Genomic DNA, 20407 nt, shown 5'->3' on the forward strand with positions numbered 1-20407 from the left:
CGGCCAGATCCAGATGCGGAAGATCGACCGCCGGGAAACGCTTTCTCAGCCTCTCGAGCCGATGTCTCTTGACCTCGCGGCCTGACTGGAGCCAACCTCACATGCCCGGAGCCCGCTGCTCGGCAATTTCCACCACATTCGCGACACGACCCTACCAGAAGATCCTGCACAGTCATGGGTTCAAGGTATCGATGAGCGGCAAGGGCAACTGCTACGATAATTCGGCCGTCGAAAACTTTTTCAAATCGCTGAAGGCCAAACTGGTCTGGCGCCGCGACTGGCACGCGCGGCGTGACGTCGAAATCGCCATCTTCGAATACATCAACGGCTTCCACAACACGCGCCGAAAACACTCGGCCTTGAGCTGGAAATCGCCCGTGGTCTTCGAACAAAGGGCCGCCTGACATGAGCACCTGACCGGAACGAAACCGGGACAGGTCCATACGGCCGTTGGCAGCGCCGCGATCTCTCGGCCCGGCGGTATGTCTACATCTGGGCGGACGGCGTCTACCTACAGGCTCGGATGGAGCCGCAGGCCGAATGCATGCTGGTCATTCTTGGGGCTACGCCCGAAGGGAAGAAGGAGCTCGTCGGCTTCCGGGTCGGCGTGCGCGAGAGCGCGCAGAGCTGGCGTGAGCTGCTGGTCGACATCAAGGCGCGCGGCCTCGCGGTTCCGCCCGAGATCGCCGTCGGCGATGGGGCCATGGGGTTCTGGAAGGCGCTGGACGAGGTCTTCCCGGGCACGCGCCATCAACGATGTTGGGTTCACAAGATTGCCAACGTGCTCAACAAGTTCCCGAAATCCATGCAGCTGGCGGTGAAGGCCGACCCGCGCGAGATCTGGCAAGCCGAGACCCGCGCCGCGGCGGCAACCGCGATGGACACTTTCGCCGAGAAATACCGCGCCAAATACGAGAAAGCAGTGACCTGCCTGAGCAAGGACCGCGAGGCGCTGCTCGCCTTTTACGACTTCCCGGCCGATCACTGGGATCACCTGCGCACGGGAAGCCCGATCGAGAGCGTCTTCGCCACCGTTCGGCACCGGACCGTCCGGACCAAGGGCGCGCTCTCGCAGAAGACGGCGAAGCTCATGGTGTTCAAGCTCGTTCAGGCTGCCGCGAAAGCGTGGCGCCGCCTGAAGGGCGCGAACCAGTTGCCTTTGGTCATCAAAGGCGTCACATTCACCGACGGTGTCGCCGCCAGCGTCGCCGAAAATCGCGCCGCTTGATTAGGCCGCGTCACACAAATTCCCGCATAGCTCCTCGGGCGGCGAACCGACCTTCGCTGCGCCTAACCCCGATATGGGTTACGGGGCACAGTCCATGAACCCCCGATAGCCTACCCGCAGGCCCTGCTCGAGATGAAAAGTCATCTCGGCTTCGGCGCGGCGCAGGCTGCTATCGGTGTCGGTCCAGTCGGCGCCTGGGTCGGGCATCACGGAAATCTCGACGCCCTCGGCGACGAGCCGCGCGCCGTCCTCCAGCGTCTCGACCGCGATCGGCGCGCCTGCGGTGAGCGGGATCAGCACGCCCGACAGCTTGATCGCGCCGCTCCCGCCGGCCATGGCGAGCACCGGTTCGCCTTCGTCGGTGCGGCGGAAAGCGCAGGTCGCTTCGCTTTCCAAAGCAGTCTCGATCTCATCGGGCGTCAGACCGGCCGGGTCGAGACTGGCCAGCTGCGCAGAGCCAAGCGCCTCCTCGACGGTGCCCTCCTCGGCGGGCACTTTGGCTTCGCCCAAGGACGAAACGCTAGCGACACCGTTTGCTTCGATATCGGCGATCAGGTGGCGCATCTCGCCGATTTCCTTGCGCTGTGCGGCGATGATCTCATCGGCGAGCTTGCGCACCCGCGGGTCTTCAATCTGCGCCCGCTCCGATGTCATGATCGCGATGGAATGATGCGGGATCATCGCCGCCATGTAGCTGGTGTCGTCCACCGTCTCCTGGCTGCGGATCAGCCAGAGTGTCACGCCGAAGACCACGACGGCGCCCACGTAGATCGCAACGTTGATTGCCTTGCTGGAATACATCGACAGCATGAAGCTGAGCATGATCACGGCCATCACCGCGCCCATCAGCAGCGCCATGTAGGTCCGGGTCTCGCTGAAGAAGACATGCTCGAAGGCGTAGGTGTTGAGATACATCAGCCCGAACATCACCACCGTCGAGGTCGCGATCATTGCGGCGAAGCGCCAGTAGGACATAAGGACCACCTTTCCCTTTCGAGCCCTCAAGAACTAGGAGACAAGAGGCCTCGCCGAGGTGAGGTTCCAAAAGCCCGGCAAAAGTCATGAACACAGCGGCCGTTCGGCGCTATTGCGGTGCGAACCGCCCGGGGGCCGGTCGTGACGGACCAGCCGATGCTGGTACTCCAAAGGCCTCTACCTGCAACGTAATCAGTTTGGGGCTCGAAACCGACATTCCCCTTTCACTCCACCGCCTGATCCGGCCGGGCTGCGACGGCGGAGAGCGCCGCCCGCCCGCATCAGGCTGACTCAGCGCTCTCCCCCCATCGACAGCAAGGACAACGCCTAGGCGACGAAATACCATGTGCTAAGCGCCAGTCCCGTTGCGATGACGAACTGCCGGATGATGTGCTGCGGAACGAGCCGGCCGACAGCCACGCTGCCCCAGCCCCCGAGGATGCCTGCCATGGCCACAATGGCAACCGCGCCGTAGTCGATGGCTCCCGAGACTATGAACACAATGACGGCGAGGCCCTGCATGATACAGGCCAGCCAGTTCTTGGCGGCGTTGAGGGCGTGGAAGTCGCGTCCCTCGGTAAGCGAAAGAGACGCAAGCATCATGATCCCCATCCCGGCACCAAAATAGCCCCCGTAGATCGCGACCAGGCCCTGCAGGCCCGTCGCAAGCGGCCCTGGCGCATTCGTCTGGCGACGAGACGCCATGCGCTCCCCGAGGCTTGCGATACGTGGGGCGATCATGAACAGGACGGTGGCAAAAAGGATCAGGAACGGGACGAGCGCCCGGAACGCTCCCTCATCCGTGTTGAGAAGGAGGAGGCCACCGAGGATGCCGCCGACCGCGGAGACCAGCGAGAACGGGAGGAGCCTGCGAAATGCCCTGCCGATCTCCCGGCGATAGGCGAAGGTTGAGGCGATTTGCCCCGGTAGGACAGAGACCGCACTGGTTGCATTTGCAGTCACTGCCGGAAGTCCGATGGCGAGCAGCGCGGAAAATGTGAAGATGGTTCCGCCGCCAGCCAGCGCATTGATCGCGCCTGCCACGAAACCGGATCCAGAAAGCAGCAGCACATCAGCGAAGTTCATCGGGCTGTATCTCTCTCAAAAGCATGGCTCACGGGGCTACCGGCAGGTGCATCCTGCGTTCATGGTGGGCAAAGCTGGCTGGTGCTCTTGAGCACGTTCAGAAGCGAAGTTTCAAGTAATACCAAGGGCGCGGGAAACATGGGCGGTCCGCCGACCGCGTCAGCCAGCCACTCAGCCTCAGCTTGATGCTTCTCGACTGGTGCGCCAGAGAAGCCGTTGGCTGCATCGCTTATCTCTGCCACGATGAGGTGCAAATGTTCAGACGGTGGCGACCCCGCTGACCGCGTTGACAGGCATCAGTTGTCCACCACGGCAGAAGGAGAACTCATCACGAATGACGAACGCACGCAACGGGTCCGGGACCGGGCGCACGCTCTGTGGGAGCAGGCGGGCCGCCCGGAGGGGCAGGATGCCCAGCACTGGTCGCAGGCCGAGCACGACATAGCCGCAGAGGAGGAGGCACAGTCTTCCGCTCCAGGGGGGCCGGTCAGTCTAAGCCGCGGGGCGCAAGCCGAAGGCCGTCAGGCTTCTGACGGCAGCGAAAAGGCCCCGGATCTCTCCGGGGCCTTCGCGTCAGTGGATCGAGACGTCGGGGCGGGGGCCTTCGCCCACCGCGCCAAGCCGGGGGCCGGGGCGGCCGATGCGGTTGCCGACGATCAACCCGTCTGGCCCTGCGCCGACATGCACGGTCGATCCGTCCAGCACCTCGCCCGACAGAAGCAGTTCCGCCAGCGGGTCCTGCAGCGCGCGCTGGATCACACGTTTCAGCGGCCGCGCCCCGAAAACCGGATCGTAACCCTGGTCGGCCAGCCATTTGCGGGCATCGTCGTCCAGCTCCAGCGTGATCTTGCGCTGCGCCAGGCGACGCTCCAGCCGCGAGAGCTGGACCGTGACGATCCCGTCCATGTTCGCGCGGCTCAGCCGGCGGAAGATGATGATCTCGTCCAGGCGGTTCAGAAACTCGGGGCGGAAATGCGCCCTGACCGCTTCCATGACCTGATGCCGCGCATCCGTCGCATCCGCCGTTTCCGGCAGCGTCGACAGCGCCTGCGACCCCAGGTTCGAGGTCAGGATGATCAGCGTCTGCTTGAAGTCCACCGTCCGGCCCTGCCCATCGGTCAGCACACCGTCGTCCAGCACCTGCAGCAGCACGTTGAAGACGTCCGGGTGGGCCTTTTCGACCTCGTCGAACAGGATCACCTGATAAGGACGCCGACGGACGGCCTCGGTCAGCACGCCGCCCTCGTCATAGCCGACATAGCCCGGAGGGGCACCGATCAGCCGGGCCACGGAATGCTTTTCCATGAACTCGGACATGTCGATGCGGACCATCGCACTGTCGTCGTCGAACATGTATTCGGCCAGCGCCTTGGTCAACTCGGTCTTGCCAACGCCGGTGGGCCCGAGGAACAGGAACGAGCCAAGCGGCCGGTTCTCGTCATTCAGGCCCGCGCGGGCACGGCGGACGGCGTTGCTGACGGCCGTCACCGCCTCGGCCTGGCCGATCACGCGCTTGCCGATCTGCTCTTCCATCTTCAGCAGCTTGTCGCGTTCGCCCTCCAGCATCTTGGCGGTGGGGATACCGGTCCAGCGTTCGACCACCTCGGCGATCTGCTCGGGGCGGACGGCTTCCTCGACCATCAACCCGTCGCCGTCGGAGCCGTCGGCTTCGGCCAGCTTCTTTTCAAGCTGCGGGATGATGCCATAGGACAGTTCACCCGCGCGGCCCAGGTTGCCTTCGCGCTTGGCCTGGTCCAGCTCGGCCCGCGCGCGGTCAAGCTGTTCCTTGAGGTTGCGAGAGCCTTCCAGCTTGTCGCGTTCGGCCTGCCAGCGGGCGGTCATCTCGGCGCTGCGCTCCTGCAGATCCGACAGGTCCTTTTCCAGCCGCTCCAGCCGGTCCTTCGATGCCGCATCATCTTCCTTCTTCAGCGCCTCGGCCTCGATCTGCAACTGCAGGATCTGGCGATCCAGCTGGTCCAACTCCTCGGGCTTGCTGTCGACCTCCATCCGCAGGCGGCTTGCCGCCTCGTCCATCAGGTCGATGGCCTTGTCAGGCAGGAAACGGTCGGTGATGTAGCGGTGCGACAGCTGCGCCGCCGCCACCAGCGCAGCGTCGCTGATGCGGACCCCATGGTGCAGTTCGTACTTTTCCTTGATGCCGCGCAGGATGCTGATCGTGTCCTCGACCGTCGGCTCCTCGACCAGCACGGGCTGGAAGCGCCGGGCGAGGGCAGCGTCCTTTTCAATATACTTCCGGTATTCGTCCAGGGTCGTGGCGCCAACGCAATGCAGCTCGCCCCGCGCCAGCGCAGGCTTGATCAGGTTGGCGGCATCCATGGCGCCGTCGGTCTTTCCGGCACCGACCAGCGTGTGCAGTTCGTCGATGAACAGGATGATCTCGCCGGCGGCGGTCTCGATCTCCTTCAGGATGGCCTTCAGGCGCTCCTCGAACTCACCACGGTACTTCGCGCCTGCGATCAGCGCGCCCATGTCCAGCGCCATCAGCCGCTTGTCGCGCAGGCTTTCGGGCACGTCGCCGTCGATGATGCGCAGGGCCAGGCCTTCGGCAATGGCGGTCTTACCGACGCCGGGCTCGCCGATCAGGACGGGGTTGTTCTTGGTGCGGCGGGACAGCACCTGCATGGCGCGCCGGATTTCCTCGTCCCGGCCGATGATCGGGTCGATCTTGCCGTCGCGCGCCGCTTGCGTCAGGTCGCGGGCATATTTCTCCAACGCCTCATAGCTGTCCTCGGCGCTGGCCGAATCGGCGGTGCGGCCCTTGCGGATGTCGGTGATCGCGGCGTTCAACGCCTGCGCGTTCACGCCGCCCGCCGTCAGCGCATCGCGCGCCGGGGTGTTCGCCAGCGCCAGCGCCATCAGCACGCGTTCGGCCGGAACGAAGCTGTCACCTGCTTTCTTGGCGACATTCTCGGCCTCGTCCAGGACGCGGACCAGCGACGGGTCGACATAGACCTGACCGCTGCCGCCGGTCACCTTGGGCTGTTTCGCGACGGCCTGGTCGACGGCCTCCTTCACCCGCCGGGCGTCCCCGCCCGACCGGGTGATGAGGTTCGATGCCAGCCCCTGGTCGTCGTCCATCAGCGCCTTCAGCAGATGTTCGGGCATCACGCGCTGCTGATTCTCTCGGATCGCGATGGTCTGGGCGGCCTGCAGGAAACCGCGCGACCGTTCCGTGAACTTGTCCATGTTCATCGGCATATCTCCTTGGTTAAGCCCCCGAGTGGCAGGCGCCTGTCTTGCGGCACACCCCGGTCCGGGTCTGATGAAGCAAATTTGGGTTTTTTCCGGACGCTTTCAAGCGCCTTGCGGCTGTGTCATAAGGCACCGATTTCGCGGCAAGAGGGAATGGCGATGGATGACCGGCTGATCGTGGCGCTGGACGTGCCGAACGCGCTGGCGGGGCTGGACCTGGCCGAGAGGCTGGGCGATGCCGTCGGCTTCTACAAGATCGGGCTGGGGATGCTGACCGGCGGCGGGCTGGCCCTCGCCAACGAGCTGAAGCAGGACCACGGCAAGCGCATCTTCCTGGACATGAAGCTGTTCGACATCGGCGCGACGATCGAGGCGGCGGTGCGCGGCCTGGCGCAGTTCGACCTGGATTTCCTGACCGTGCACGGCGATCCGCATGTGGTGCGGGCGGCCAAGCAGGGGGCGGCCGGGTCGAACCTCAAGATCCTGGGGGTAACGGTCCTGACCTCGCTGGAACGCGCGGACCTCGATGCCGGGCTGATGCAGGCGGGCGACGTCCACCAGATCACGGTCGAGCGTGCCGCCCGCGCCTTCGAGGCCGGCGCCGACGGCATCATCTGTTCCCCGCGCGAGGCGCAGGCGATCCGCGCCCTGCCCGAGGCGCGGCTGATCGTGACGCCGGGGGTCCGGCCCGTGGGCGCGGCGCTTGGCGACCAGAAGCGGGTCGAGACACCGGCCAGCGCCATCGCCGCGGGTGCAGATCACATCGTGGTCGGCCGCCCCGTCTGGCAGGCCGGCGATCCCCGCGCCGCGGCCGAGGCCATCCTGGCCGAGATCCGCTCGCATTGACCCGCGCCCGATCGGCCGTCAGCCGGCCGGAAACGTGACGGAGGACGGCATGCAGGGCGAAGGACAGAAGGCGGCGAACCAGTTGGTCCTGTCCTTCCTGTCCGTGCGCCGCGCGATCGGGGCCCTTGGCTTCTTCCTGCCGGTGGCGCTGCTGGTTGCCTCGCTGTTCGAGCCGGGCGGGCTGAGGACCAGCATCTCGGCCTATTACTATTCCCCCATGCGAGAGATCTTCGTCGGCACGCTGATCGCGCAGGCGGTTTTTCTATGGAGCTACGAGGGGTTTCGCCCCGATGCGGGCGAATGGATCACCGACCGACGCATGGCGCGCACCGCTGCCGTGGCCATCGCGCTGGTGGCGCTGCTGCCGACGACCGGCCCCGCCCACAGCTGCACGGCGCTGCAGTGCCTGCTGGGTCCCGTCCTGTCGGCAACCGTGCATTTCCTCGCCGCAGGCGTGTTCTTCGGCGCGCTGGCCGTCTTCTGCCTGAAGCTGTTCGTCAAGGGTCAGGTCGACGGGACCGAGAAGCGCGCCTCGAACCGGATCTACCGGATCTGCGGCTGGCTGATCCTGGGCAGCATCGCCGCCATCGGCATCCTCGACCTGACGGGACTCGATGAAAGGCTGGCGACGCTGCGCCCGGTCTTCTGGCTTGAAACTGTGGCCTCTTTCGCCTTCGCGACAAGCTGGGCGGTCAAGGGCGACAGCCTGAGGCCCCTGGTGCACGGCGTGGCGCGAATTATCTAGCGGTTCATTCCCGGCATCTGGTTGATCGGATTCAAGAAGAATCCGCATGGCTTGGTCTATGCTTTGTGCCCGTCGATCGCAGCTGCGTTGCATGTTTCAACAACGGAAAGCAGCGCGGCGGCATGTCCGATCTTATTTGGCCGAACGATGCACAGATGGCGGGTCTTGAGCCGGCTTTTCCGATGCCGCAAGGCAAACCACGGGTCAATCTGCCTTGGATTGCCGTTAACCCCAAGGGTGATGCCCCTGAGGCCCGGCCCGTCACAAGGAGCTTCACGATCGGTGGCTCTTGCCTAGAAGCGGCCGTCTCGCAGCGGCACGCCTCAAAGAGAATGCCGACGTGATTGACGTGGCTTTTCTGAAGACATACCGCGCAGCATCCAATCTGGGCAGTGAAAGTGGGAGCGGACGCCTGGCAGGTCGCGCCGAAGGCGGCATGAACGCCCGGCTGTACGCATGGCAAATGCCACTCGATCAGCCTTCTTGTGATCGTTGGTCAGTCAGGGACTCCAGCCGTGCGTGGGCGCTGCCGAGCAGCCTGCACAGGTTGGGGGCGCCAGATATCGCGGATTTACCCGTCGGTTCCAGACCCACCCATGCCACACGCCCTTGGGTCGAACAGCTTTGGCCGGCCGATGATATGTGTCGTCTAGATCCCGTGGCTGTCGCCTCCGGCCTCACTCCAGATCGTCGGGCGCGGCTTCTTCGGCGCACCGCCAAGGTCCTCGGCCATCGGCGGCTTGCGCCCGTCACGACCGTCCTCGGGCCACAAGAAAGAGGACCGCCCGACAACTCTCGGGCCCTCCTCGGCTTCCGGGTCCCGGGCCGACATCGCGAACGATACCAGTGAGCGATGCTGCCATGTCGGCCTGCCCTCGCAATGGTCACGCGAACCAGTGGCCTTTCCATGGCTTGATCATGGCGCTCGCGGGGCGAACCCGGCCCCTGATGCCGCCGTGCATTGCAGGAAAAAGGACCGTGCCATTGAAGCGCGGGATCAAGCACTCAGGGTCAGCGCGCGGATCCAACTGCAGAAATGCGGGATGGATCTTGCGTGGTCCAGATACTCGATGACCGGCATAAGCCGCCATTCCTGCCCTTCGTCGCCGAAGCGGATCGCGGCGATGTCGTCGGCGCTCAGCGTGCCGCGAAAGAGCCAGGAAGACAGGCGCGGGTTCGCGTGGGACGGGAAGGCGCGGCCGGACAGGCGCTCGGGCGGGAGGTGCAGGGCGAATTCCTCGAGCAGTTCGCGCCGGGCGCAGTCCAGGGGCGATTCGCCGCCCTCGCGCCCGCCGCCGGGCAGGTCCCAGTGCGCGGGAAAGGGAAGGCCATGCCGGTCGTCGCGCAGATAGACCAGCATCCGACTTTCGTGCGTCAGCAGCAGCTTGGCCCCGTGGAAGGCGGTCATTCCGCCGCGATGCGTTCACCTGACCGATCGATGTCCAACGCGGCAAGCCGCGTGACGACCCGCGCCATCCGGTCGGCAAATTTCGGGAAGTCGGGGCGCGGCTTGATGCTGGCCTCGTCCATATAGAGAGAGCGGTCGATCTCGAGCTGGACCACATGGACGCTCTGCGCCGGCCGCCCGTAGGCCGCGCAAATATAAGCGCCAGAGAAAGGAGAGTTGCGGCGGATGCGCCAGCCCTCGGACTCGACCGCCTCGCAAACCGCGTCCGAGATGCGTGCAGCGGCGGACAGGCCGTGGCGATTGCCCAGCACCATGTCGGGCGGCGTTCCCTGCAGGTGCGACAGCGCGTCATGAGGCATCGAGTGCATGTCGATCAGGATCGCCTGGCCGAATCGGGCCCGTGCTTCGGCGATGAGGCCGGACAGCGCCTGGTGATAGGGCCGCCAGCAGAGGTCGATCCGCCGCTCGGCCGCGGTGCGGTCCATAGGCCGGTCGTGGATCACGCGGCCCTGCGATACGACGCGCGGAATCACCCCGAGCCCCGCCAAAGTGCGCTGGTTCAACGGATGGCGCGGCACGCCCTTGACGACCAGGGGGTCGATCTCGTCGGGGCCGCGGTTCAGGTCGACGATGCAACGCGGCACGCGCGCGGCCAGTGTCGCCGCGCCGCACGCCACCGCAGGGGCGATCAGTCGGTCGATGAACGCGTCCTCGGAAGAGCGCAGGACAGGAATGGGCAGGGCGGTTTCGGCCATGAACCAGTCGGGATATTCGCAGCCGGAATGGGGCGACGCGAAGATCACCCCGCTTTGCCAGCTGTCGGGACGGGTCAGGACGTAGGGCAGGTCGGGCTGGGACAAATGCAGACCTCGGCACGCGGCGGCATGGTCCATATAAACCCGAAAAATAGCCTGCCGATAGGTCTTGAATCCCCCGAACACCCCCGTTATAGACACGCGAACCACGAGGTGCCGGGACGGTTTTCACAGGAAATCGCGACGGCATCGAGAGGGGAGGGCGGTTAGCTCAGCGGTAGAGCACTACGTTGACATCGTAGTGGCCACTGGTTCGATCCCAGTACCGCCCACCATTGTTTCGCCGCCCCCGGCCAACGTCGGGGGCATTTCGTTTTCCTGGCGGCAGCGCAGCGCCGCGACGATGGAGAAGACCGATGAAGGTTCGCAACTCGCTCCGCTCGCTCAAGAGCCGGCACCGCGACTGCCAGGTCGTGCGCCGCAAGGGCCGCATTTACGTGATCAACAAGACCAACCGCCGCTTCAAGGCCCGCCAGGGCTGATCGGCAACGGGCTTGGCCGGAAAACCGGCAGGTCATGGAAAGCGAAACAACCCGCCCGGTTCGGCGGGTTTTTTCATGTCCGGACGGCGTTAACGCAGTCTTAAGAATCGTGTTCGCGGCACTTTGCCGCTGCGCTATCCTGAAGCCCTGCCGGTGATGGGCCGGTGGATGGCAGGGTGTGGGTCTATGCTTATTCTGGGCGGTCTTCTGGGTGCGCTGGTGGCAGGGCTGGTGGTCGATGTCGGCGGGCTCGCCTCGTCCCGCGACGCGGATGACGACGACACGCCCGATGCCAAGGATGATGGCGACGTCGCCGGAGATGTCGAGACCGGCCTCGCTGACGGCCCGATGATCCTGCCCCTGCCCGAGGAGGAATATCCCGTCCCGGGCGGTGCGGCCGTCGTGGATGGCGACGACCCGGACCTGCCGACCGGCGGCGGCGACAGGATCGGCGGTGGCGCAGACGACGATGACCTTCGCGGCGGGCTGGGCGACGATTCGCTGGCCGGTGGGGCCGGAAACGATTGGCTTCAGGGCGACGACGCCTATGGCGAGGGCGGCAACGACCTCCTGAACGGTGATTCGGGTGACGACCTGTTGGCGGGGCAGGGGGGCGAGGATCTGCTGTTCGGCGATGACGGCGACGACACGCTGATGGGCGGCGACGGCGACGACACGCTGTTCGGTGGGGCGGGCAACGACATCCTGGCAGGGCACGACGGCGCCGACCTGCTGGTGTCGACCGGCGGGACGGACGATCTGGACGGCGGGCGGGGCGCCGACGTCCTGATCGGCCATGACGGCCCCGAGACGGTCTGGATGAACGGCGGCGAGGGCGACGACACACTGATGCCCGGCGCGCATGACTTCGTGTCGGGGAACGACGGCGCCGACAGGTTCGAGTTGCGCCAGTCCGACGGCGGATTTCCCGTCATCGCCGATTTCGACGCGGACCGCGACCAGCTGGTGCTGCATGTCGGTGCTGACGTGGCGCGCGATGCCCGGCTGACGTTGCGCGAGGACGACGACGGCACTTTCCTGCTGGAGCTGAACGGCAGTCCTGTCGGGCGCCTGCTGACGCCGGGCGGCCTGCGGGCCGAGGACGTCCTTCTTGTCGCCGTCCGCGACTGAGGGGCTTTTCTTTTCCCGTCACTTCGGCTAATGGCGCCCATCCGCCGGACCGAAGGGCCTGTCGGATCATATGGGCCTGCGCTGGACGACATCCCGGCCTGTGCCATCACCCCAATCCGGAAGGAGATCACGATGTCGATCACCGTTGAAGAAAAAGCCCGCGTCATCAAGGAATTCGGCACCAAGGAAGGCGACACCGGCTCGCCCGAGGTGCAGGTCGCGATCCTCAGCTCGCGCATCGCCACCCTGACCGAGCACTTCAAGTCGCACAAGAAAGACAACCACTCGCGTCGTGGTCTGCTGATGATGGTCGCACAGCGCCGCAAGCTGCTGGACTATCTGAAGGCCAAGGACGAGGGCCGCTATACCGCCCTGATCGGCAAGCTGGGCCTGCGCCGCTAAGACCCGATCGGTTCAAGACTTTGTCGGAGGCCCGCGATCCTTGGTCGCGGGCCTTTCGCGTCGGCTGGCCGGTAGTGCGCGCGCAGGCGGTGGCCGCGGCAGGCACAGCCGGCACCGCTCTTCGATGCAATCGTGCAGGTGACGGAAACATCCGGGCCCTTTGTCGGTTGGTCTTGAAATGGATCCAAGGAGGCCGAGATGGTCAAGGAACCCAAGCCAAGCCGCGGCATGCCGCGGTCACTGATCTACGCGGCCATCCCTGGCGGCTTTCTTGTCCTCGTTCTGGTCTTGTTCCTCAGCGGCTGGTTCGAAAGCGACGAGCCGCAGGCGATGGAAGAGGCACGCGAGAGCGCCGAGGAGCGTTCCGAATAGAACACCGCCGCTGCTGATGCGCTCGCTTTCGCTGCCCTTTCCAATTCATCGATTTTCCTGTATCGCCCGTCCATCTGTGACGTGAGGTCCAGCCCCGGGGCACATGCAAAGGATAGGGGCGGCGGCAATGGGGCCGCCATATGACATGGGAGAGCCGGAGGGCCGGTTCACCCTTTGAGGAAATCAGATGTTTGATGAAGTGAAGAAATCGATCCAGTGGGGTCAGGAAACGCTCACGCTGGAGACGGGCAAGGTTGCCCGTCAGGCCGACGGCAGCGTCATCGCCACCCTGGGCGAGACCAGCGTCATGGCCAACGTCACCTTCGCCAAGGAACCCAAGCCCGGCCAGGACTTCTTCCCCCTGACCGTGCATTACCAGGAAAAATACTACGCCGCCGGCAAGGTCCCGGGCGGCTTCTTCAAGCGTGAGGCGCGTCCGTCGGAAAAGGAAACGCTGACCGCGCGCCTGATCGACCGTCCGATCCGCCCGCTGTTCGCGCCCGGCTTCAAGCATGAAGTGCTGGTCATGTGCACCGTGCTGTCGCACGACCTGGTCAACGATCCCGACATCGTCGCGATGATCGCCGCCAGCGCTGCGCTGACCATCAGCGGCGTGCCCTTCATGGGACCGATCGCAGGTGCGCGCGTCGGCTTCTCGAACGGCGAATACGTGCTGAACCCCGAGGTTCAGGACATGGACCAGCTGCGTTCGAACCCCGAACAGCGCCTGGACCTCGTCGTGGCCGGCACCGCCGATGCCGTGATGATGGTCGAATCGGAAGCCTACGAGCTGACCGAAGAGGAAATGCTGGGCGCCGTGAAGTTCGGCCATGACGCGATCAAGCCGGTGATCGACCTGATCATCGACCTGGCTGAATCCGCCGCGAAAGAGCCGTTCGACTTCCAGTCGCCGGACTACAGCGCGCTCCATGGCCGGGTGAAGGAACTTGGCGAGGCTGACATGCGCGCCGCCTATGCCATCCGCGACAAGTCAGACCGTCAGGACGCCATCGCCGCCGCCAAGGCCAAGGTCAAGGAAGGCCTGACCGAGGACGAGTTGGCCGACGCGAACCTGGGCTCGGCGCTGAAGAAGCTGGAATCGGGCATCCTGCGCGGCGACATCATCGGCGGCGGCGCCCGCATCGACGGCCGCGACACCAGGACCGTCCGCTCGATCGTCAGCGAAGTGGGCATCCTGCCCCGCACCCACGGGTCGTCGCTGTTCACCCGCGGCGAAACTCAGGCGCTGGTCGTGACCACGCTTGGCACCGGCGACGACGAACAGATCATCGACGCGCTGCACGGCAACTCGCGCTCGAACTTCCTGCTGCATTACAATTTCCCGCCGTACTCGGTCGGCGAAGTGGGTCGCGTGGGCAGCCCCGGCCGCCGCGAGATCGGCCACGGCAAGCTGGCCTGGCGCGCGCTGCAGGCGGTTCTGCCGGCTGCCACCGACTTCCCCTACACCATCCGCGTCGTGTCCGAGATCACCGAATCGAACGGCTCGTCCTCGATGGCGTCGGTCTGCGGCGGTTCGCTGTCGATGATGGACGCGGGCGTTCCGCTGAAGGCGCCGGTTGCCGGCGTCGCGATGGGCCTGATCCTGGAAGACGACGGCCGCTTTGCGGTGCTGACGGACATCCTGGGCGACGAGGATCACCTGGGCGACATGGACTTCAAGGTGGCGGGGACCGAAAACGGCATCACGTCGCTGCAGATGGACATCAAGGTCCAGGGCATTACGCCCGCGATCATGGAACAGGCCCTGGCGCAGGCAAAGGACGGCCGGATGCACATCCTGTCCGAGATGGCCAACGCCCTGACCGAAGGCCGTCGCGAGTTCAGCGCCCACGCCCCGCGCATCGAGACGATGCAGATCCCGACCGACAAGATCCGCGAAGTGATCGGCTCGGGTGGCAAGGTCATCCGCGAGATCGTCGAGGTTTCGGGTGCCAAGGTCGACATCAACGACGACGGCATCATCAAGATCGCCTCGGCCAACGCCGATTCGATCAAGAAGGCCTATGACATGATCTGGTCGATCGTGGCCGAGCCCGAAGAGGGCAAGGTCTATGTCGGCAAGGTCGTCAAGCTGGTCGATTTCGGGGCCTTCGTGAACTTCTTCGGCAAGCGGGACGGACTGGTGCATGTCAGCCAGATCGCCAACCGCCGTCTGGGTCACCCCAACGAGATCCTGAAGGAGGGCCAGGAGGTCAAGGTCAAGCTGCTGGGCTTCGACGACCGCGGCAAGGTTCGCCTCGGCATGAAGATGGTCGACCAGGAAACGGGTGCCGAGATCGACGAGAAGCAGGAACAGTCGGCCGAGTGATCGGCTGATCTTCCCCTCGTGGAAGCCCCGGCACATCGCCGGGGCTTCTGCCGTTTCAGCGCCGGGTGAGGCTTCGCAGCCTCTCTTTCCACCGCTGGATCATCCGCTGGCGCTGCAAGTGAGCGCATGTGTCGTGGCGCAGCAAAGGGCGAGGCGCCCCCACGCTGCGTTCGGGAAGGTCGCCCAGAGCCAGCATCATCTATGCGGCCAGCCTGATGACGTCGTTCAGCATTGCCTTAATTTTCTTTCCAAAGACCGGTCGATCTCAGGCAGGTCGGCAGGCGTTTCGGAAACGGCGATGTCGGCGATGTATTCTGCCAGCCAGAGGTTCGTGTGCGCGTTGCTTCGCACCAGAGCGGGAACACCTTTCATCGCCGCCAGGATCGCCATGCGATACCGCCCGCCAACATGCAGCCGGCAGCCTGCGACATGCGCCTCGACTGACGCCCGCCGCCGTCATTGATGCAATGCCATCTGCGTGCTGAACATGCCTGCAACAACCGGAAGCGAAAAGCCCACTTGGACGGGATCGTGACAACCTCGTTGCCGCGTGCAAAGCGGTTGCCGCTTCCCGTGCTGCGACTACTCGTCCGGACGCTGCGGCATCGGCCGGCCGAGCGGCTGACGCTTCGCCCTGAGGAAATGGCGGGCCGCCGGGTGCTGATCCTCGGTCCGGCCCGCTGTGGCCCGGAATCTGGAGGCGGTGGACCCTTCGCGGTCCGACGTGATCGTGCGGATGAACAATGGGCTGGATCCGCAGCTTTCCGCCCTCGGCCCCGACCCGCTGCGCTGCGACCTGCTGTTTCATTCGTTGACGAAGGACCCGTGACCTTGGACGAGCTGAGGCGGGCGGGCGAAGGGATGCTGGTCCACCGGACGCCGACGCGGGGCGCCTTCTTCCCGACGGTCGTTTCCGCCAGGCCATTCGCCTCGGCGAACGACGTTCGGTGTCTGCCGCTGCAGCGTTATCGAGCCCTTTCGGCGCAATTGGGCGGGCGCAGTCCGACGACGGGGCTTGTCGCGGCAAGATCTTTGCCGGGCGCGTCCATGGCCGAACTGGCGGTCGTCGGCTTTACGTTCTTCCAGACTTCCTACTGCCCTGACTATGACGCGGCGGTCGTCACGATCCTGCCGCCGCGGGGCGCCTTCTGGCGTCGCTTGTCGCTGCTGCCCGCGCGAAGGGGCAAGGGGTCGCCTTGGAACCCGGGGTCGAGGCGGCGCTTGAGGGCAGGAGGCATCTGCTGTAGGCCCGCGATGCGCCTGCACAACCAAGGGGCCGTGGCATGACAGTGGACGAACCTGTCCTGATCCTGACGATGAAGTGGGGCACGCTCTATGGCGCCGCCGACGTCAACCGGCTTGCGGCGCAGGTTCGCCGGCACCTGGCGCGCCCGCATCGGTTCATCTGCTTCACCGACGACGCGGCAGGGCTGGATACCGGCGTCGAGGCCATGCCCCTGCCAGAACTGGGCCTGCCACAAGGGCATGGCGACACGCGGTGGCGCAAGCTGGGGCTGTTCCGGCGCGACCTGGGCGGGCTGTCGGGAACGGCCCTTTTCCTAGATCTGGACCTGGTCGTCGTGGACGACCTGTCGCCGTTCTTCGATCTGCCGGGCGAGTTCTTCATCATCCGCGACGACGACCTGTTCCGCGCCAAGCCCCTGCGCCGTGTGAACCCGGCCCGCGACCGCTTTCTTCACAGCGTCGGAAACTCCAGCGTCTTTCGGTACCGGGTGGGGGCGCATGGTTATGTTCTGGATGCCTATCTCGCAGATCCAAGCGCCGCGACGTCCAGCTTCGAGATCAGCCAGCAGTTCCAGTCGGCGCAACTGGCCGCGCATGGGCACTTGAACTACTGGCCCGAAGGATGGTGCGTCAGCTTCAAGAACGACTGCGTGCCTCGGCACCTTCGCTCCTATCTGCGCGCGCCGTGCCTGCCGGATGGCGCAAAGATCGTCCTCTTTGCCGGTGCGCCCAAGATGGAGGACGTGTTCGCCGGGCGCGGGCACAAGTGGTACCGCCGCATCGGCAATATCGACTGGCTGCGCAAGGCGTGGGCCAACCCGTGATCGCCGACGCCTTCCGCCGCTTCAAGCACCGCCGCCGGACCGCCCGCGCCCTGGCCGAGATCGCCACCCGCCCCGACCGGCCGCGTAAGCCCCACGGCCTGCCGTCCGAACTGATCGTGTCGCTGACCAGCCACGCGCCGCGCTTTGCGACACTGGCCCCGACCCTGCGCGCGATCCTGCGGCAGACCGTTCAGCCAGATCGGGTGATCCTCTGGCTGGATGAGGGCGACGATGACCGCCTTTCCCCTGATATCCAGGGAATGGCTGGGCTGGAGGTGCGGATTTGCCAGAACTGGCGATCATACAAGAAGATCGTTCCCACGCTCCTGAACCATCCGCACGCATACGTGGTGACGGCCGATGACGACGTCTATTACCCCCATGACTGGCTGGAACGTCTGGTGACGGCCGCGCAGCAGGGCGCGCGTGTCGCCTGTCTTCGGGCACATCAGGTGATGCTGTCCGCGCCGGGCCGGCCTGCCCCCTACGAGGACTGGCGCCACAATCTGGCCGAACCACAATCCGGACCGCTGGTCTTTCCGACCGGCGTTTCCGGTGTTCTCTATGCCCCCGACAGCTTGCACCCGGACGTCACGCGTCCCGACCTGTTTCAGCGGCTGGCGCCGGGGGCGGACGACGTCTGGCTTTACTGGATGCACCGGATGGGGGGATCGCGGCCGTGCAAGATCGGCGGGCGGGCGCGGATTGTGGAATGGGACGGCAGCCAGGTCGTGAACCTGCGTGCCGGGAACCGGCAAGGCAACGGCAATGATCGTGCCGTTGCCGCGCTTCTGGATCGCTATGGCTGGCCCGACTGACCCCGTTACGCCGGGTCCTTGGCATAGCGCAGGTAGGGCAGCTTGATGTCCAGCGGACCGTACTTGGCTTCGGCCGCCTGGTTGTCCAGCGAAAGCGCCACGATCACGTCCTGGCCCGGCACCCAGTTCGCGGGCGTCGCCAGCGGCACGCCGTCGGTCTTGCGCACCGCATCCAGTGCGCGCAGGATCTCGGCAAAGTTGCGGCCCACGGACATCGGATAGGTCATCGTCAGGCGGACCTTCTTGTCCGGCCCGATGATGAAGACGGTGCGGACCGTCGCCGAATGGGCGGGGGTGCGGCCTTCGGTCGGCAGGTAGTATTCGGCCGGCAGCATGTCATAGGCCTTGGCAACCGTCAGATCGCTGTCGTCGATGATGGCGAAATTGGCGGGTGCGCCAGCGACAGCGGCGATGTCGCGCTTCCACTTCTGGTGGTCGTCGACGCTGTCGATCGACACCCCGAGGACCTTGGTGTTGCGCTTCTCGAACTCGGGCGCCAGCTGGGCCACCGCGCCGAATTCCGTCGTGCAGACCGGGGTGAAGTCGCGCGGATGGCTGAAGACGATGGCATAGCTGTCGCCGATCCAGTCATGGAACCGGATCTCGCCCTCGGTCGAATTGGCGGTGAAGTCCGGGGCCGTCTCGTTGATGCGCAGGGACATGGGCTGACCTTTCCGATTGGTTGCGTTGCGCACAACATAAGCGCCGTGCCGCGGATTGCCAGCAGGCAGAACGCCGGTGCGCGCTGCAGAGTGACGCGCGCTCCGGGCTTGCGGCGGGCGGTCGGCGGTGACAGGCTTCGGACCGACAGATGCACAGGAGGGCAGGATGGCCGATTTGCTGAACAAGCGCGAGTTCTATATCGACGGGGCCTGGGTGGCACCCGCGGAGGCCCGTGACCTCGAGGTGATCGACCCGTCGACCGAGGAGCCGGTGGCCGTGATCTCCCTGGGGCAGCAGGCGGATACCGATCGGGCCGTTGCCGCGGCCAAGCGGGCCTTCCCGTCCTGGTCCGCGACGCCCCCGGCGGAACGGCTTGCGGTGGTCGAACGGATCCTCGAGGTCTACGACTCCCGCGCGGGGGACATGGGCTGGGCGATCAGCCACGAGATGGGTGCCCCGCAGGACATGGCGGTCGAGGATCAGGCCGGCAGCGGCAGCTATCACATCCGCAACTTCATCACCGCGTTCAAGGACTTCAAGTTCATCCGCCCCCTTGGCGATCACGCCCCGACCAGCATGGTCGCATGGGAACCCATCGGCGTCGTGGGGCTGATCACGCCCTGGAACTGGCCGATGAACCAGGTCACGCTGAAGGTGATCCCGGCGATCCTGGCCGGCAACACCTGCGTGCTGAAGCCGTCCGAAATCGCGCCCCTGTCGTCGATGCTGTTCGCCGAGATCCTGCAAGAGGCGGGCGTGCCCGCTGGTGTCTTCAACCTGGTGAACGGCGACGGCCAGGCCGTGGGCACGCAGCTGTCGGTTCATCCCGACGTCCAGATGATCAGCTTCACCGGTTCGACCCGTGCCGGCATCGCGATCAGCAAGGCCGCGGCCGACAGCCTCAAGAAGGTGGCGCTGGAGTTGGGCGGCAAGGGTGCCAACCTCGTCTTCGCCGATGCCGACGAGACGGCGGTGATGCGGGGCGCGCGCCACTGCTTCTACAACAGCGGCCAGTCCTGCAACGCGCCGACCCGCATGCTGGTCGAGCGGTCGTCCTATGACGCCGCCGTCGAGACGGCCGCCCGTGTCGCCATGGAAACGACCGTCGCCAGCGCGCATCAACCCGGCGATCACATGGGTCCGGTGGTCAGCAAGCAGCAGTGGGACAAGATCCAGGACCTGATCCAGGTCGGCATCGACGAAGGCGCGCGCCTCGTCGCCGGCGGGCCGGGCCTGCCCGAGGGGGTCAACCGGGGCTACTTCGTGCGTCCCACGGTCTTCGCGGATGTCACCAACGACATGTCCATCGCCCAGCAGGAAATCTTTGGCCCGGTCCTCTCGATCATCCCCTTCGACAGCGAGGAAGAGGCGGTCCGCATCGCCAATGACACGCCTTACGGGTTGACGAACTACGTCCAATCGCAGGACGGCGCCCGGCGCAACCGGGTCGCCCGCCAGCTTCGCTCGGGAATGGTCGAGATGAACGGCGTCTCGCGCGGGGCAGGATCGGCCTTCGGTGGCGTGGGCATGTCCGGGCGCGCGCGCGAAGGTGGCGTCATGGGGCTCGAGGAGTTCATGGACAGCAAGGCCATCAGCGGGTGGGATCGCGAGGCCTGAGCCTGTCGGGGGCGAACGGATGCAGGGGGGGACATCAAGTTCCTTCTGACGCAGCCTTTCGAAACCAGAACAGGCTGAAGCCAAACCTGCTGTCATGTAGCAATTCCAGACAACAGTCATGGCCGGGCCGCGGGGCTTGTCCCCGCGCGAAAGCCGGACCCCTCGATGGGGTCCGGCTTTCGCTTCCTCCGCCGGTAGGGCCGCCGGA

The 20407-nt window shown here is 65.5% G+C and carries 19 protein-coding genes, 1 tRNA gene and 3 pseudogenes; 15 read left to right on the plus strand and 8 right to left on the minus strand.

Annotated features, from left to right (window positions below):
- Nucleotides 1-149: 149 nt before the first annotated feature.
- Together OC159_RS04990 and OC159_RS04995 are read left to right on the plus strand one after the other, a co-directional pair.
- Nucleotides 150-404, plus strand: a pseudogene (locus OC159_RS04990) (IS3 family transposase); the annotation flags it as partial.
- Nucleotides 405-436: 32 nt separating this feature from the next.
- Nucleotides 437-1228 (plus strand): annotated as a pseudogene (locus OC159_RS04995) (IS256 family transposase); the annotation flags it as partial.
- A 78-nt stretch (nt 1229-1306) separates the two neighbouring features.
- Here the strand turns inward: OC159_RS04995 and OC159_RS05000 are convergent.
- A complete protein-coding gene (locus OC159_RS05000) occupies nt 1307-2203 on the minus strand; it encodes a DUF305 domain-containing protein (protein ID WP_265500057.1) in 897 nt (298 codons plus the stop codon).
- A 327-nt stretch (nt 2204-2530) separates the two neighbouring features.
- A complete protein-coding gene (locus OC159_RS05005) occupies nt 2531-3289 on the minus strand; it encodes a sulfite exporter TauE/SafE family protein (protein ID WP_265500058.1) in 759 nt (252 codons plus the stop codon).
- Between the two features lie 243 nt (nt 3290-3532).
- Between OC159_RS05005 and OC159_RS20085 the strand changes: the two are divergent.
- Nucleotides 3533-3727: pseudogene (locus tag OC159_RS20085) on the plus strand (DUF2934 domain-containing protein); the annotation flags it as partial.
- 135 nt (nt 3728-3862) lie between these two features.
- Here the strand turns inward: OC159_RS20085 and clpB are convergent.
- Nucleotides 3863-6502 carry an ATP-dependent chaperone ClpB gene (gene clpB, locus OC159_RS05010; protein ID WP_265500059.1) on the minus strand — a complete coding sequence of 880 codons (2640 nt, stop codon included), beginning with the start codon at nt 6500-6502 and terminating at the stop codon, nt 3863-3865.
- Between the two features lie 159 nt (nt 6503-6661).
- Between clpB and pyrF the strand changes: the two genes are divergently transcribed.
- A complete protein-coding gene (gene pyrF / locus OC159_RS05015; RefSeq protein WP_265500060.1) occupies nt 6662-7348 on the plus strand; it encodes an orotidine-5'-phosphate decarboxylase in 687 nt (228 codons plus the stop codon).
- A 49-nt stretch (nt 7349-7397) separates the two neighbouring features.
- Entirely contained in the window at nt 7398-8093 is a 696-nt protein-coding gene (locus OC159_RS05020) for a hypothetical protein (protein WP_265500061.1), read from the plus strand.
- Nucleotides 8094-8742: 649 nt separating this feature from the next.
- On the opposite strand, the gene OC159_RS05025 is transcribed toward OC159_RS05020, so the two are convergent.
- The 3 genes from OC159_RS05025 to OC159_RS05035 form a co-directional block, all read right to left on the minus strand.
- On the minus strand, nt 8743-8925 hold the full coding sequence (locus OC159_RS05025; protein ID WP_265500062.1) for a hypothetical protein: 183 nt from the start codon (nt 8923-8925) through the stop codon (nt 8743-8745).
- A gap of 165 nt (nt 8926-9090) precedes the next feature.
- Nucleotides 9091-9501, minus strand: coding sequence for an NUDIX hydrolase (locus tag OC159_RS05030; protein ID WP_265500063.1), 411 nt, complete (start codon nt 9499-9501; stop codon nt 9091-9093).
- Entirely contained in the window at nt 9498-10361 is an 864-nt protein-coding gene (locus OC159_RS05035) for an N-formylglutamate amidohydrolase (RefSeq protein ID WP_265500064.1), read from the minus strand. The genes OC159_RS05030 and OC159_RS05035 overlap by 4 nt, the downstream gene beginning before the upstream one ends.
- A gap of 155 nt (nt 10362-10516) precedes the next feature.
- Between OC159_RS05035 and OC159_RS05040 the strand changes: the two genes are divergently transcribed.
- The 6 genes from OC159_RS05040 to pnp all read left to right on the plus strand — a co-directional run bounded on the left by OC159_RS05040 (nt 10517) and on the right by pnp (nt 15032).
- Nucleotides 10517-10591: transfer RNA gene (locus OC159_RS05040), tRNA-Val, on the plus strand.
- Nucleotides 10592-10672: 81 nt separating this feature from the next.
- A complete protein-coding gene (gene ykgO, locus OC159_RS05045) occupies nt 10673-10798 on the plus strand; it encodes a type B 50S ribosomal protein L36 (RefSeq protein WP_042245282.1) in 126 nt (41 codons plus the stop codon).
- A 186-nt stretch (nt 10799-10984) separates the two neighbouring features.
- The gene (locus OC159_RS05050) at nt 10985-11929 is read left to right on the plus strand and encodes a calcium-binding protein (protein ID WP_265500065.1); all 945 of its coding nucleotides are present in this window, start codon (nt 10985-10987) and stop codon (nt 11927-11929) included.
- A gap of 132 nt (nt 11930-12061) precedes the next feature.
- Complete coding sequence (gene rpsO, locus OC159_RS05055) at nt 12062-12331, plus strand: 30S ribosomal protein S15 (protein WP_265500066.1); 270 nt, start codon at nt 12062-12064, stop codon at nt 12329-12331.
- A 198-nt stretch (nt 12332-12529) separates the two neighbouring features.
- The gene (locus OC159_RS05060) at nt 12530-12703 is read left to right on the plus strand and encodes a hypothetical protein (RefSeq protein WP_265500067.1); all 174 of its coding nucleotides are present in this window, start codon (nt 12530-12532) and stop codon (nt 12701-12703) included.
- 187 nt (nt 12704-12890) lie between these two features.
- A complete protein-coding gene (gene pnp / locus OC159_RS05065) occupies nt 12891-15032 on the plus strand; it encodes a polyribonucleotide nucleotidyltransferase (RefSeq protein ID WP_265500068.1) in 2142 nt (713 codons plus the stop codon).
- Between the two features lie 225 nt (nt 15033-15257).
- Here the strand turns inward: pnp and OC159_RS05070 are convergent, their stop codons facing one another.
- Entirely contained in the window at nt 15258-15422 is a 165-nt protein-coding gene (locus tag OC159_RS05070; RefSeq protein ID WP_265500069.1) for a hypothetical protein, read from the minus strand.
- Between the two features lie 292 nt (nt 15423-15714).
- Between OC159_RS05070 and OC159_RS05075 the strand changes: the two genes are divergently transcribed.
- The 3 genes from OC159_RS05075 to OC159_RS05085 all read left to right on the plus strand — a co-directional run bounded on the left by OC159_RS05075 (nt 15715) and on the right by OC159_RS05085 (nt 17919).
- The gene (locus OC159_RS05075) at nt 15715-15861 is read left to right on the plus strand and encodes a hypothetical protein (RefSeq protein WP_265500070.1); all 147 of its coding nucleotides are present in this window, start codon (nt 15715-15717) and stop codon (nt 15859-15861) included.
- Nucleotides 15862-16315: 454 nt separating this feature from the next.
- Nucleotides 16316-17101, plus strand: a complete 786-nt coding sequence (locus OC159_RS05080; protein ID WP_265500071.1) for a hypothetical protein — start codon at nt 16316-16318, stop codon at nt 17099-17101.
- Nucleotides 17086-17919 carry a glycosyltransferase family A protein gene (locus OC159_RS05085; RefSeq protein WP_265500072.1) on the plus strand — a complete coding sequence of 278 codons (834 nt, stop codon included), beginning with the start codon at nt 17086-17088 and terminating at the stop codon, nt 17917-17919. Before OC159_RS05080 ends, OC159_RS05085 begins: the two co-directional genes overlap by 16 nt.
- Nucleotides 17920-17924: 5 nt before the next feature.
- On the opposite strand, the gene OC159_RS05090 is transcribed toward OC159_RS05085, so the two are convergent.
- Entirely contained in the window at nt 17925-18581 is a 657-nt protein-coding gene (locus OC159_RS05090) for a peroxiredoxin (protein WP_265500073.1), read from the minus strand.
- Between the two features lie 175 nt (nt 18582-18756).
- Between OC159_RS05090 and OC159_RS05095 the strand changes: the two genes are divergently transcribed.
- On the plus strand, nt 18757-20199 hold the full coding sequence (locus OC159_RS05095; RefSeq protein WP_265500220.1) for an aldehyde dehydrogenase family protein: 1443 nt from the start codon (nt 18757-18759) through the stop codon (nt 20197-20199).
- The last annotated feature ends 208 nt before the right edge of the window (nt 20200-20407 follow it).

Origin of the sequence: Paracoccus beibuensis, from assembly GCF_026162625.1 — a bacterium.
Taxonomy (GTDB): domain Bacteria; phylum Pseudomonadota; class Alphaproteobacteria; order Rhodobacterales; family Rhodobacteraceae; genus Paracoccus; species Paracoccus beibuensis.